Source organism: Candidatus Effluviviaceae Genus V sp. (genome assembly GCA_014728125.1).
In the GTDB taxonomy this organism is placed as follows: Bacteria; Joyebacterota; Joyebacteria; order Joyebacterales; family Joyebacteraceae; genus WJMD01.
Map to the genome: position 1 here is coordinate 1 of WJMD01000135.1, position 13,820 is coordinate 13,820.

Below are 13,820 nucleotides of genomic sequence, written 5' to 3' on the forward strand. Positions count from 1 at the left end.
GGTCGGGAGCTCGTCTCATGACGGTCTGGACCTGAGCCCCAGCGAGGCCCGGGTCGCGTCGTCTAGCCCTGGTCCCAGATGCCGCGCAGCTTCTCCTGCTGCGCGATCTCGATCAGCTTGTCCTGTCGGGCGATCTCCTTGTCCGCATGGCTGCGCCAGGCCGAGTCGCTCCTGGCCAGCCGGAGTTTCTCCTTCGCCTCCTCGTAGTGGGCGATGGCCTGATCATAGAGGTCGCCGTTACCGCTCGACTTGGCCTGCGCCTGCAGCGACGCCCCGCGGTACTCGAGCGCCTTTGCCCAGGTCACGTATGCGCTGCCGTTGCCGGGCGACACGGAGAGGAGACGCTGCGCTGTCGCGATGGCCGAGTCGTACCTGCCGGCCTCGTTGTACGCGTCGGCGAGCGCCGCCAGGAACCGCGGTTCGCTCGGCTGCTGCGCCACGAGAGCCTCGAACTGCTCGACCGCCTTCGTGTAGTCTCCCTGCCTGCGGTAGACGCTCGCCAGATTCGCCCTCGTTCCGAAGTCGGTGGGGTTCGTCTGAAGGACCGTTCGGAAAGCGGTCTCAGCCTTCTCCAGTTCGTCGACCTTCATGTAGAGGAAGCCGAGCGTCGCCAGCGAGCGGTCGCTCGCCTGCCCCATCGACCGCACGCGCTCGTAGGACGTGATCGCACTGTCATACATCTTGGCCCGGTAGTAGATCTGTGCCAGCTGCCTCGGCGGGCGCGGATCGTCGGGCGAGAGCTCCTGCGCCCTGCGGTAGGCGCCGATGGCGGCCAGATCGAGTTCCATCTTCTCGTAGGCGTACCCGAGATTCAGATAGGCGTTCGCGTCGGTCGGGTCGAGCTCGACGGCCTTGATGTACTCCTCGACCGACTCCTGATAGCGCCCCGTGACGAAGTAGGCGTACGCGAGTCCCGTGTGCGACCCCGCGTCATCCGGGGCGAGGTCCCTCGCCTCCTCGTACATCTCGAGCGACTTATCGAACTCCTGGGTCTCTACGAGATAGATGCGGCCGAGCCCCTGATAGGCCTCGACGTAGGTCGGGTCCAGCTCGATTGCCCGCTGGTAGTTCTCGATGGCCTTCCCGATCTCGCGGACGCGAAGGAACTCGGATGCGTTGCTGACGGCCTGCTCGGCCGGGCTCAGCTGCTCGGTCTGCTCGATGGGCTGGCCGTCCGAGCCCAGGATGCTCGTAACCTGGTTCTCGTCCTCGACCGGCATTGTGCCCGTGCAGCCGTTCAGGACGAACAGGGCCGCTGTGACCAGCAGCGCGGCGCGAAGGACTGTCGTTGATCTCTCCATCTCGTAAGCCTCTCTTCTCGTACGCGCGAAGCGATCCTCACGATGCAGCCCGCGGGGCGAGCCGGAGCGCTGCTCCACGCTCCTATTCCCCCCGGAACTGACGGATCATCTGGATATTGTCTCTCGATATCTTGGCCGCCTGCGACGTCGGTTCGATCTCGATGACCCTCTGCCACTCCCTGATGGCCTCCTCGAAAATGCGGGCGTCGGCGAAGGCCACCCCCAGATTGAAGTGCGCCTCGATGCACTCCGGGTCGATCGAGATGGCCATCTGGTACATGTCGACGGCCTCCTGATAGCGCTGCTGGTCGTAGTACACACTGCCGAGATTGGTGTAGATGATCGGATCCCTCGGCTCGTGCCTGAGCGCGCGCTCAAGGAGGGGCAGCGCTTCCTTCGCCCGCCCCATGTCGGAGTAGAGCGAGGCCAGGTTCACCAGGACGCCCGTGTGGGACGAGTCGATGCGGGAGGCCTCAACGTAGACCGTCTGGGCCTGGTCCAGCATGTTCGACTCGTAGTAGAGGTTCCCGAGCTCAATCCTGAGTTCGATGTCCTCAGGGGATGCTTCGATGGCCTCCTCGAGCTCGGCGATGCGGTCTGCAAGGGCCGCGGCCTTGTCAGGCACCATCTCCTGGGCGCCGGCGGCGGAAACGGCCGCAAGCAGACAACAGAGAGCGACGCATGTGACGATCGTGCGGTTCATCTGAGCTCCTCGCTGTCGTGCTATTCCACCGTCTCGACGCGGACCTTCTCCATGACGTCGGGGTTCTCGACCTTTCCGTTCTGGGCGCGGTCGCCCTTCTTGATGGAGTCGACCACGTCCATTCCCTCGATGACCTTGCCGAAGGCCGCGTACTTGCCGTCCAGGTGACCGGCCTCAGCCAGCATGATGAAGAACTGGCTGCCGGCGGAGTCGGGATCCTGCGAACGTGCCATCGACACCACGCCGCGTTCGTGGGTGAGCTCCTCGTTGAACTCGGCGGGGATCATGTAGCCGGGACCGCCGTAACCGCCGCTGTGCTCGACGTCGCCCGTCTGCGCCATGAAGCCGTCGATCACCCTGTGGAACTCGACGCCGTCGTAGCGGCCCGAGTTCGCCAGGTGGACGAAGTTGGTGACCGTGTTGGGAGCCTCGTCCTCCCACAGCTCGATCTTGATGGTCCCCTTGTTGGTCTCGATCGTGGCGACCTTCCGGCCCTCCGGGAGGTACGCAACCTCGCGGGTCTTTCGCTCGCCGCCCTCGATGTACGTCAGGGTCGCTGTGGGGCCGTCGTGCTCAGCCATCGGCTTCTCCTCGCTCATCGCCTCCTCGGCCTGCTCCGCGGTCTCGCTGGACGCGTCGTGCGTCTCCGCCGCGGCGCCTTCCGTGTTCGACTCCGCCGTTTCACCGCCGCCGCAGCCGGCCATGGACGCCAGACCGACCGTCAGAAGCAATGTCAAGACCAGGAGCGCCGCTGAATTCGTTCGCATGGTTCCTCCTCACAAGTCACTGTGCATCGCCGTTTTCCGCGCTCCCTAATCTAACTGCGCCGGATTCCGGGTGTCAAGGCGCTTCTCCCCCCGGCGTTCATCGCTGCCGGACCGCGGGGAGGCGCCGTACCCGCCCCGCAGCGCGGTTGACCGTCGGGCCCGCGTGCCGTAGAATCAGCTGGGCGGCCCGCGTGCGTGCGGGTTCGTCGACCGGGCGAGGCCACGTTACAAGCCGCGCCCGTTTTCTTCGCACTTCGGCCCGGCAAAGGAGAGCCCCATGCAGTATCTCAGGGAGCTGTCGCTCCGACTGAGGGAGGCCGCGTCGTACGACGAGGCCGGGACCATCTGTTCCGAGGCGGGAGTCGACTACGTGGACCTCCGGTTCGCCGACCTCCCGGGCCGGTGGCATCACGTCACCCTGCCGGCCGCGCGCGTCGGCGCGAAGCTCTTCGAGGACGGCGTCGGCTTCGACGGATCGAGCGTCCCCGGCTATCTGACCGTCGAGAAGGGCGACATGGTCCTGCTCGCCGATCCCGCGACCGCGATCGTCGAGGAATCCGGCCCCTACCTCGTCGTGTCGTATCTCGCCTCGGCTGCCGAGGCCGACACCCGCGAGCTCTTCCCCCTCGACCCACGGGTCCTGGCGAAGAAGGCCGAGGAGATCCTCGCCGCCTCCGGGCACGCCGACACGGCGCTTCTGGGGCCCGAGCTCGAGTTCTACCTCTTCACGACGGTCGACTACGGGAGTTCCTGCGGCAGCGCCTTCTACTCGCTCGGCTCGGACGAGGCGGGCTGGACCGATGCGGACGAGCCGACCACCGGCCATCGGATCCTCCCCGGACGCGGCTACCACGCCATGCCCCCGTGCGACCGCACCTTCCAGGTGCGCAACGAGATTGTCGCGCGCATGGCGGCCGCCGGCATCCCGGTCAAGTACCACCACCATGAAAACGGGGCGCCGGGGCAGGTCGAGATCGAGCTCCTGAGCAGGCCGCTCGTCGAGGCCGCCGACGACTGCATGATCGGGAAGTACATTGCCAAGATGACCGCCATCGAATGGGGCCTCTCGGCCACGTTCATGCCGAAGCCGCTCCTCGGCGAGAGCGGGAGCGGGCTCCACTTCCATATGCGTCTCGAGAAGGCCGGACGCCCGGTCTTCCACGACGAGAGAGGCTATGCGGGCCTCTCGGAGGCGGCCCTGCACTTCATCGGCGGGATTCTCGAGCACGGGGCCGCACTGACCGCCGTCACGAACCCCAGCACGAACTCCTACAGGAGGCTGAGGCCCGGGTTCGAGGCGCCGACGAACCGCGTCTTCTCGGCCGCTAACCGGAGTGCCGCGATACGCATTCCCAAGTACACGACGGAGCCGTCGGCCAAGACGGTCGAGTACCGCCCGTCGGACGCCACCTGCAATCCGTACCTCGCCGCGGCCGCGCTCATCGCCGCCGGACTCGACGGCATGGAGCGCGGTATCGACCCGAGGGAGCGTGGATTCGGCCCGCTCGAGAAGAACATCCACAGACTCTCCGACAAGGAGCGGCGAGGCATCCCGGCGCTGCCGCTGACGCTTCACGAGGCGCTCGAGGCCCTCGCGGACGACGGCGGGTTCCTTGCTTCCTCGGGCATCTTCCCGGAGACGTTCGTTCCGGTGTGGACCGGGCTCAAGTGGGAGGAGGTCGATGCCATCCGTTCCGCGCCGCATCCGGGCGAGTTCGACCTCTCGTTCGACTGCTGAGGCGACGACGGCGCGCGACCGGCCCGCGTCCCGCGGCGAGGAAGCAGAAAAGCGCTCCGGGCCCGACGGGTCCGGAGCGCTCTGCTGTTCGGGCCGACCGGCATCGGACCGCACCGGTCGCGCTGTTCAGGCCGACCGGCATCAAACCGCACCGGTCACGCTGTTCAGGGTCTCAGGCGCGAGAGCATCCTGGGGAACGGGATCGTCTCCCTGAGGTGCGGGAGTCCGCAGATCCACGTGACGACCCGCTCAATGCCCATTCCGAAGCCCCCGTGGGGCACCGAGCCGTACTTCCTCAGGTCGAGGTACCACCCATAGTCCTCTTCGGACATGCCCTCCTCGTCCATCCGTCGCTTGAGCTCGACCGGATCGGTCAGACGCTGCCCTCCACCGACGATCTCGCCGTAACCCTCCGGCGCCAGCATGTCGACCGAGAGCGAGAGCCGGTCGTCGTCCGGATCGTTCTCCATGTAGAACGGCTTGACCGACCTGGGGTACCGGTGCACGAGCACCGGCCTGTCGAAGAGCTCCGAGAGCAGAGTTTCCTCCTCCGCACCGAAGTCGTCGCCCCAGTTGAAGTCGCTCGCTTTCTCCCTGAGACGCTCGACCGCCTGGTCGTATGTCAGTCGGGGAAACGGCGGCTCGATCCTCTCGAGGGGCGCTGCGTCCCGATCGAGGATGGACAGTTCGTACCTGCGCTCCCTGAGGACCGCGGCGACGACCCAGGTGACGAGCTCCTCCGCTACCTCCATGACGTCGTCGAGGTCCGCGTAAGCCATCTCAGGCTCGATCTGCCAGAACTCGATGAGATGACGCCGGGTTTTGGCCTTCTCCGCGCGGAGCGAAGGGCCGCAGCAGTAGACCCGCCCGAAGGCCATGGCGGTCGCCTCGTTGTAGAGCTGTCCGCTCTGTGTCAGGTAGGCCTTCTCCCCGAAGTACTCCGTCTCGAAGAGCGTCGTCGTCCCCTCGCAGGCCGACGGCGTCAGGATCGGCGTGTCGAGCAGCAGGTACCCGCGCTCGTCGAAGTAGCGGCGTGCCTCGCGCATGACCGTCGCCCGAACCCTCAGGGCGGCGAACTGTCTGCTGGAACGAATCCAGAGGTGCCGATGGTCCATCAGGAAGGAGGTACCGTGCTCCTTCGGCGTGATGGGATACTCGTCGGCGAGCGAGACGACCTCCACGCCGGTCGCGGAGAGCTCGAAGCCCGTCGGGGCGCGCTCGTCGGCGCGGACGACGCCGGTGACGCGGACCGACGACTCCTGCGTCAGACCGGAGACCCGCTCGAAGACGTCCTCGCCGACGTCCGACACGCTGACGACGCACTGGATGAAACCCGTGCCGTCACGCACCTGGAGGAACTGGATCTTCCCGCTCGATCGTCTGGCGGCGAGCCAGCCCTCGAGCGTGATCTCCTGACCGACATGCTCGGCGATGCTCTCGATGGTGTGACGCTGGTGCATGCTCCCTCCGAACGGGCCTCTCTCCTACTGTTCCTCCGCCTCCGATGCGAGAGCCTCGATGGCCTCGTCCGGACCGTCGACGAGCAGCACGTCCCCCTCCCCGATGACCTCCTCGGGGTCCGGGAGCTTCGTGGTCGCCGTCTCGCCCTCGCGTCCCTCGGGCTTGATGACGGCAACGACGTTGAGACCGTACTTCTGACGGAACTTCAGCGACGCCAGTGTCTTTCCCCACATCTCCTTCGATGCCGCGACGCGTCCCAGGCTCATCCCCGGCGACAGCTCGACCATGTCGACGAGGCTCGGGCTCATCATCTGCTGAGCGAGACGCTTGGCGACCCACTCCTCGACGAGGACGACCTCGTCGGCGTTCACGAGCTTGAGGACGCGTGCCTCCTCCTCGGTGACGGCGCGGGAGATGACGCGTGGAATTCCGAACTCCTTGAGGAGCGCCGTCGTCAGGACGGCCGCCTGGAAGTTCTGTCCGATCGCCACGAGGGCCGCGTCGACACGATCAATACCCTGAGTCAGGAGCGCCTCGCGGTTGGTCGAGTCGAGGCGCACCGCCAGGGCGACCTCGTCGGCGATCGACTCGACGAGCTCCTGGTGCACATCGACGGCGACCACCTCCGCGCCGCGGTCCGACAGCTCGCGGGCGACCGTCTTACCGAGAAGACCGAGACCGATCACTGCGTAACGCTTCATAGCAAGCAAACCTCCGGCACGCCGCCGGGCACCCTGTGGCGCCGGATGCGACGTCAGCCGATGACCACCCGCTCTCTGGGGTAGTCGTACGCGGCGCCCCGGCGCCGCTGCCCGATCGCCAGCGCGAGCGTCAGCGGACCGATGCGCCCTGTCAGCATGATCAGCATGAGAACGATCTTGGCGGCCGGCGACAGCGTCGGTGTGATCCCCGTGGAGAGTCCCACTGTACCGAACGCAGAGACTACCTCAAAGAGCACCTGCGACAAAGTCAAATCCTCGATCACCAGCAGGAAGAACGTGCCGCCGCTGACGACCAGGATTCCCATCGCCACGACGACGAGCGCCTCCCTGACCACGGGATCGGGCACGTGGCGCCTGAACAGCTCGACGCGCGACCGGCCGGTGAAGATCGAGCCGATCGACGCGATGACGAGCCCCATGGTCGAGGTCTTGACGCCGCCCGCCGTGCCGCCGGGCGACCCGCCGATGAACATGAGGACCGCCAGCATGAAGAGGGTCGGGAGCGCGAGCGAGGCCGTCGGCGTCGTGTTGAAGCCCGCGGTCCTCGCTGTCACAGACCCGAAGAACGACGCCATGATACGCCGACCGGTCGTCATGTCGGCCAGCACGCCGTTTCGCTCGAGCAGGTAGAAGCAGGCGGTGCCCGCCACGAGCAGCGCGGCCGTCGTCAGGAGAACCAGCTTCGAGTGGATCGAGTATCTCGGACCGATCCTTGCCGTTCCGCTGTAGAGAACGCGCCGTCCCAGGAGGTTCATGATCACCGGGAACCCGATGCCACCGACGATGATGAGCGTCGTCATGACCGCGTTGATGCCGAGATGTCCCGCGTAGCGTTCGAAGCTGGTCGAGTAGAGCGAGAAGCCGGCGTTGCAGAAGGCCGACACAGCGTGAAAGACGGAGTGATGGATGGCGTCGGCGATAGTCGCGAAGTCTTCCCTCGTGGCCACGAAGAGCAGGAGCGCCCCGGTGCCCTCCACCAGGAAGGTCACACCGATCATCACACGCAGCGTCTTGCCGATCCGTCCGACGCTCTCGAAGGACAGCATGCCGCGCAGCACGAGGCTCTCGCGGACGCCGAGGCCCCGTCTCAGCACGATGGCGAAGAAGGCCGTCAGCGTGATGAGCCCGAGGCCACCGATCTGGATGAGCGTCAGCATGACTCCCTGACCGAACTGGGTGAAGAAGCTGCCCGTGTCGACGACGATGAGTCCCGTCACACACACGGCCGAGGTCGCAGAGAAGACGGCGTCGATCAGCTCGATCCGGTTCTCCCCCGTCGCCCGCGGCGTCAGGAGCAGCATCGTGCCGACGAGGATGATGATGAGGAAGGAGAGGAACACGGTCCTCGCCGGATGCAGTCTGTACGAGGCGACCTTCCGGTTCGCCCGGACGGTCTGCACGATGATCATCGCGACGAGGTAGAGTTGGAGAACGATGATGTAGCCCTTCGCGAGGGAGAAGACGCTCCTGGCCTCGAGAAAGGCCGGCAGGAGGCCCTGTCCCTGGAAATGGGCGACGACGAGGAACTGCGAGACGAGCAGCACCGCGATGGCCAGACCCGGCCACCGCGAGACGATGAAGGAGACCTTCTCCCGGGCAAGGACGAACCGGATGACGGCGTCGGCGAGGAACGCGACGACGATGGCCAGGTCGATCGCGTGGAGCAGGCGCTCCTGGCTCGTGCCGAGGTAGAACCCGTATTCGAGCACGAGCGAGACGACCGCCAGGGCGGCCACCAGGAACATGGCTCTCGAGAGCCACTGCAGGAATCTCTCGCGCGTCATGCACGCTCCACCGATGTCTGCACCGAGGTACCACACGGACGGGGTGAGGATAAAGACGGTCGGCGGAGCGTGTCAACTCGAAACCCCGCGAGGCGCGGGCAGTTGGCGCGACGGCGCCCGGTCCTCGGAGGCCCGCTTCCACGGCCGGAGCCACTTCTCACGCCTCCGCCTGTTGCTCGCTCAGCGCGTCCCCCTCCCGGGGTAAGCGACATCGAACCGTCTCCGGTAGTAAACGCGCGATGAGAGGACGACGATCGCCAGAAGAACGAGCAGGTAAGGGTCGAAGAAAGCGGCGACGAGAACGTAGGCCGCGACCGTCCACTGACTGGCGAGCACGCGGGCGGCGCGGCTGCGTCGAAGCTGAGCCTGCAGGAGGAGCCCGAACCCCGCGAGCGCCGCGACGAGTCCTGCGGCGTCGGCCGACAGGGCCGCGAACGCGACGGCGCCGCTCATCAACCCGAGAGCGACGAGCCCGGTCCTCCGCGCGCCGAGGGCGACGCCTATCGTGTTCAGGCCCTCGGCCCGGTCGCCCTCGACATCGGGGATCGTCGTCGAGGCGATGAGACCGGCCACGGCCGCTGCGTACCCCGCCGTCTCGAGCAGAGGAAAGGCCCCCGGCTCGACCCACGCGACCTCCGGCGCGACGGCGAACCACCCGACGACCGTCGACACGGCACCGAAGCCCAGTCCGTTCCACGCGATGTCGAACCACGGGCGGGCCTTCGCTCTGATTGGCGGCGTCGAGTAGGTGACGTTGAGAACGAGCGCCGCGAGAACGGCCCACCGAACGCCCGGGGGCAGCCAGAGCGTCAGGACGCCGGCGACGGCCCACAGGATGATCATGAGCGTCGCTGCGCGGCCCTTCGGGATGATCCCTCTGTGAAGAAGGAACAGCTTCTGGTTCCTGCGGTCGGACTCGATGTCGGTGATCTGGTTGAGGATGTACCCGCCGGCGAGCACGGCCGTCAGGGTCGTCAGGGCGAGGGCCAGCAGGGGCTGTGGGACGAGTCCGTCGAACGGACGCGGTGCCAGCGCGAGCCGGGCGCCGCGGGCGACGAAGACCCATGCCGGCACGAGGGCCGTCGGCCGGAGGAGGAAGATGTAATCGACGAGCCGGGCCCGTCGGCTCCCGGGAGCCTCGTCCTTCCGGGAGGACGGACCGTCACCGTTCGGCTGCTCTCCGCGGGCTGTGCTTCCGGACGGCGCGCTACTCGTCCTCCGTGCGTCCTCCACCGGTGTGTCCAAATCCTCCGTCTCCGCGATCGGTCTGCGGAAGCTCGGCGACCTCGTTCCAGTGCGCGCGATGGACCCGACCGACGACGAGCTGAGCGATCCGGTCGCCCCGCTCTACACGGAACGGCTCGTCGCCCAGGTTGGCCAGGATGACGCCGACCTCGCCGCGGTAGTCGGCGTCGACCGTTCCCGGCGCGTTGAGGACGGTCACTCCGCGCCTGAGCGCCAGACCGCTCCTGGGCCGGACCTGGATCTCGAAGCCGTCGGGTACAGCGACGGCCAGTCCCGTCGGAACCAGTGTGACGCGCCCCGGCTCAATGGTCACGGGTTCGTCCACGGCCGCGCGCACGTCCATGCCGCTTGCCGAGCTTGTCATGTACGAGGGAAGCGGCAGCCCATCAGCATGCGGCTGCCGCTTCACCTCGATCGTGATCGGTTCGTTCTTCATCTCGTCTCGCGAAAGGACGCAGCAGCTACCGCTTGTCTCGACCACGCGACCTGCCGCCTCGTCCGCCCCTCCTGTCCGACGAGCGTCCGCCGCGGGAACCTCCCCCGCGCGACCCGCCACCGGAACTTGATCCGCCACCGGAGTCTGACCCTCCGCCCTTCGGCTTCGGCAGCAGCGCCCGGCGGCTCAGACGGATCTTCCCGTTGTCCTCGACACCGATGACCTTGACCTTGACGTTCTCCCCCATCTTGAGGACGTCCTCAACGGAGCCGACGCGACCGTGCTCAAGCTCGGAGATGTGACACAGACCGTCGCGGCCCGGGAGGATCTCGATGAAGGCGCCGAAGTCGGTGATGCTCCGGACGACGCCCTCGTACTCCTCTCCGACCTCCGGCTCTTTGATCATGAGCTCGATCGTCTGCCGCGCCTCCTCGACGCCGGCGGGGTCCGTGCCGGAGACCTTGACGATGCCCTCGTCGTCGATGTCGATCGACGTGTTGGTCTCCTCCTGGAGTCCGCGGATCACGCGGCCGCCGGGGCCGATGATCGCGCCGATCTTGCTCTGCGGCACGCGAAGCATCACGATCCTCGGCGCGAACTGCGAGAGCTCGGGCCGCGGCGTCGCCAGCGCCTCGTCCATCTTGGCCAGGATGTGCATCCGGGCCGTCTTGGCCTTCTCAAGGGCCTCGCTGAGGAGCTTCGTCGGGATGGCTCCGATCTTGGAGTCCAGCTGGAAGCCCGTGATGCCGTTCTTCGTACCGGCGACCTTGAAGTCCATGTCACCGAGATGGTCCTCGACACCGAGAATGTCGGTCAGAATGGCGTACCGGTCGCCCTCCTTGATGAGCCCCATCGCGACGCCGGCGACGGCGGCCTTCACGGGAACACCCGCGTCCATGAGCGCCAGCGAGCCGGAACAGACGGTCGCCATGCTCGAGGAACCGTTCGACTCCAGCACGTCGGCGACGATGCGGACCGTGTACGGGAAGACGTCCTCCGTCGGGATGACCGGCTCGATGGAGCGCTCGGCCAGCATGCCGTGCCCGATCTCACGCCTGCCCGGGCCGCGGATCGGCCGCACCTCGCCCACCGAGAACGGCGGGAAGTTGTAGTGCAGCATGTAGCTCTTCCAGGACTCGCCCTCGAGCGCGTCGATCTTCTGCTCGTCGCTCGAGGAGCCGAGCGTGAGCGCGGCCAGCACCTGCGTCTCTCCGCGCGTGAAGAGCGATGAGCCGTGGACGCGCGGGAGGATACCCGCCTCGGCCGAGACCGGCCGCACCTCGTCCAGCGAGCGGCCGTCCGTCCGGACGCCGCGGTCGAGGACGGACGCGCGCATCAGACGCTTCTCGATGTCCTTGATGATGCCGGACACGAGCTTCTCCGACTCGGGGAACTCCCCGGCCAGCGCCTCCTGAGCTTCCGTCTTGACGGCGGAGATTGCGTCTCCGCGCTCCTGCTTGTCGTGGATCCTGAGCGCCTCCTCGATCCGCGACGCGCACATCGACTCGACGCGGTCCTTGAGACCCTCGGGCATCGCGGGCTCGGGCACTTCGAAGCGCTCAACGGTGAAGTGGCTCAGCAGCTCGTTCTGGAGCTTGAGCGACTTCCTGATCTCCTCGTGGCCGAGTTCGAGCGCCTGCTGCATCCTCTCCTCGCTGACCTCGTTCGCGCCTCCCTCGACCATCACGATGGCCTCGTCTGTGCCGGCGATCACGAGGTTGAGAACGCTCTCCTCGAGCTGTTCGAAGGTCGGGTTGACGACGAGCTCGTCGCCGACGAGCCCGATGCGAACGGCGCTGACCGGTCCGTCGTTCGGGACCGGCGAGAGCGCGAGCGCCGTGCTGGCGCCGATGATGCTGATCGTATCGGAGTCGTTCTCACCGTCGGCCGACAGTACGATGACCTGGACCTGGACCTCGTTCCGCATGTGCGACGGAAGGAGCGACCTGATCGGCCGGTCGATCTGCCGCGCCGAGAGGATCTCCTTGGTCTGCGGACGACCTTCGCGCTTGAAGAAGCCGCCGGGGATCTTCCCCGCCGCGTAGAACTTCTCGCGGTAGTCGACGAAGAGCGGCAGCCAGCCGCGGTCGACCGGTTCGTCCGTGTGCGTGACCGCGGCCAGGATCATCGTGTCTCCGTATCGAACGAGCGCGGAGCCCGATGCCTGCTTCGCCACGCGGCCTGTCTCTATCGTGAGGGGCCGTCCGGCCCACTCCATTTGTACCCTCTGCATCTACTTCCTCCACTGACGTGAGTTGCACTCCTCGGGCTTCCTGAACAAAGGCCCTCCCGAACGCTCGCGGGAGGGCCAGCAGTCGGAGTGCGCACAATGGGGCTCTCTCGAGTCCTCGCCTACCTGCGCAGCCCGAGTTCCTTGATGATCTGTCTGTAGCTGTCGGTCTTGTGGGTCTTGAGGTAGTTCAGGAGGCGACGCCTCTTGCCTACCATCTTCAGGAGACCGAGTCGCGAGTGGTTGTCCTTCTTGTGCTTCTCGAAGTGCTTCGACAGGGTCTCGATGCGTTCAGTCAGGAGCGCGACCTGCACCTCGGCGGAACCGGTGTCACCGGCGTGCGTCTCGAAGCGCTTCACGATCTCCTGCTTCTTCTCCTTGCTGAGCGACACGTGCGTCTTCCTCCATGGTCCTTGGCGTCATCTGTATCTGAACAGAGACAACGTAACACAGCACCCCTATGCTGTCAAAAGGAAATCGCCCGCCAGTCCTCCGGCCCCTCCTCGAGGAGGCGGCGCGCTTCGGCCACGTCCCGACCGATGGCCGCGGCGAGCTGGTCCTTCGAGGCGTAGGTCCTGTCCCGCCTGAGGAGAGTCAGGAGCTCGGCCGAGAGCCGCTCCGTTCGTTCGGGCGGTCCCCCCGGGAGATGAACCTCGGCCCGTCTCGTTCCGTCGTCGTCGATCGTCGGCCTGCGTCCCACGTAGACGAGTCCCGCCGTCTCGGCCGGTCCCGTTCCGTGGACGCGCGCAACGTAGACCCCGTCCGCCGGCAGCAGCTTCAGGTCGGGCAGGGCGAGGTTGAGCGTCGGATAGCCGAGCTCCGTCCCGTGCCCCGCGCCGCTGACGACGTCGCCCGCGAGCTCGTACGCGCGACCGAGCATGGCGTTGGCGGACCGAAGCTCCCCCGCCGCCAGCTGTTCGCGGATGCGGGAGCTCGAGACCGGGCGCCCCTCGAAACTCACCGGAGGCACGACGTCGAGCCCGAATCCCATGCCCTGTCCGATGGCCCCCATCCGGTGGATGTCGCACGCCCGACCCGCGCCCATATGGAAGTCGTATCCAAGCACGAGGTGCGAGCCGGTCCCGACCGAGATGAGCCTGAGGAACGCCTCGGCCGACAGAGAGGCCACGCACTCGGTGAACTCGACGACGACCAGCAGGTCGGCGTCCTCGGCCTCGATCAGCCGTTCGCGCTCCGTCCCCGGAGAGAGCAGGCCCATAGGGGCCCGCCGTCCTACGATCTGCAGCGGATGAGGGGCGAACGTCACCACGACGGCCGGCGTCCCGCGCGATGCGGCGCTACGCTTGAGTTCGGACAGCACCTCACGGTGTCCTCTGTGGACCCCGTCGAAGTTGCCCACGGTCAGCGTGAGATCCTTCGTGTCGATGCCCGCCAGGGCCTTCACGTCGCGCACGGTCCGCACGTCGCCTTGA

At 66.8% G+C, this 13,820-nt stretch carries 12 protein-coding genes; 1 reads left to right on the plus strand and 11 read right to left on the minus strand.

Annotation, left to right across the window (positions count from 1 at the left end; translation table 11 throughout):
* Positions 1-62: 62 nt before the first annotated feature.
* From GF405_08380 to GF405_08390, 3 genes are all read right to left on the minus strand, one after another.
* Positions 63-1,301 (minus strand): tetratricopeptide repeat protein, encoded by a 1,239-nt coding sequence (locus GF405_08380; protein MBD3368168.1) that lies wholly within the window; start codon positions 1,299-1,301, stop codon positions 63-65.
* A gap of 82 nt (positions 1,302-1,383) precedes the next feature.
* Entirely contained in the window at positions 1,384-2,004 is a 621-nt protein-coding gene (locus GF405_08385) for a tetratricopeptide repeat protein (protein ID MBD3368169.1), read from the minus strand.
* 20 nt (positions 2,005-2,024) lie between these two features.
* Positions 2,025-2,603, minus strand: a complete 579-nt coding sequence (locus GF405_08390; protein MBD3368170.1) for a peptidylprolyl isomerase — start codon at positions 2,601-2,603, stop codon at positions 2,025-2,027.
* Positions 2,604-3,048: 445 nt separating this feature from the next.
* Between GF405_08390 and glnA the strand changes: the two genes are divergently transcribed.
* A complete protein-coding gene (glnA, locus tag GF405_08395; GenBank protein MBD3368171.1) occupies positions 3,049-4,509 on the plus strand; it encodes a type I glutamate--ammonia ligase in 1,461 nt (486 codons plus the stop codon).
* 164 nt (positions 4,510-4,673) lie between these two features.
* Here glnA and asnS read toward each other — a convergent pair whose 3' ends face one another.
* The 8 genes from asnS to ribF form a co-directional block, all read right to left on the minus strand.
* Positions 4,674-5,969, minus strand: coding sequence for an asparagine--tRNA ligase (asnS, locus tag GF405_08400; GenBank protein MBD3368172.1), 1,296 nt, complete (start codon positions 5,967-5,969; stop codon positions 4,674-4,676).
* A 24-nt stretch (positions 5,970-5,993) separates the two neighbouring features.
* Positions 5,994-6,671: a TrkA family potassium uptake protein gene (locus tag GF405_08405; GenBank protein MBD3368173.1), complete on the minus strand. Its 678-nt coding sequence runs from the start codon at positions 6,669-6,671 to the stop codon at positions 5,994-5,996.
* A gap of 53 nt (positions 6,672-6,724) precedes the next feature.
* Positions 6,725-8,476 (minus strand): Trk family potassium uptake protein, encoded by a 1,752-nt coding sequence (locus GF405_08410; GenBank protein MBD3368174.1) that lies wholly within the window; start codon positions 8,474-8,476, stop codon positions 6,725-6,727.
* A 180-nt stretch (positions 8,477-8,656) separates the two neighbouring features.
* The gene (locus GF405_08415) at positions 8,657-9,781 is read right to left on the minus strand and encodes a hypothetical protein (protein MBD3368175.1); all 1,125 of its coding nucleotides are present in this window, start codon (positions 9,779-9,781) and stop codon (positions 8,657-8,659) included.
* Complete coding sequence (locus GF405_08420) at positions 9,684-10,157, minus strand: dUTP diphosphatase (protein ID MBD3368176.1); 474 nt, start codon at positions 10,155-10,157, stop codon at positions 9,684-9,686. Before GF405_08420 ends, GF405_08415 begins: the two co-directional genes overlap by 98 nt.
* A 25-nt stretch (positions 10,158-10,182) precedes the next feature.
* Complete coding sequence (locus tag GF405_08425; GenBank protein ID MBD3368177.1) at positions 10,183-12,390, minus strand: polyribonucleotide nucleotidyltransferase; 2,208 nt, start codon at positions 12,388-12,390, stop codon at positions 10,183-10,185.
* A gap of 119 nt (positions 12,391-12,509) precedes the next feature.
* On the minus strand, positions 12,510-12,779 hold the full coding sequence (gene rpsO / locus GF405_08430) for a 30S ribosomal protein S15 (protein ID MBD3368178.1): 270 nt from the start codon (positions 12,777-12,779) through the stop codon (positions 12,510-12,512).
* A gap of 74 nt (positions 12,780-12,853) precedes the next feature.
* Positions 12,854-13,810, minus strand: a complete 957-nt coding sequence (ribF, locus tag GF405_08435) for a riboflavin biosynthesis protein RibF (protein MBD3368179.1) — start codon at positions 13,808-13,810, stop codon at positions 12,854-12,856.
* Between the last annotated feature and the right edge of the window lie 10 nt (positions 13,811-13,820).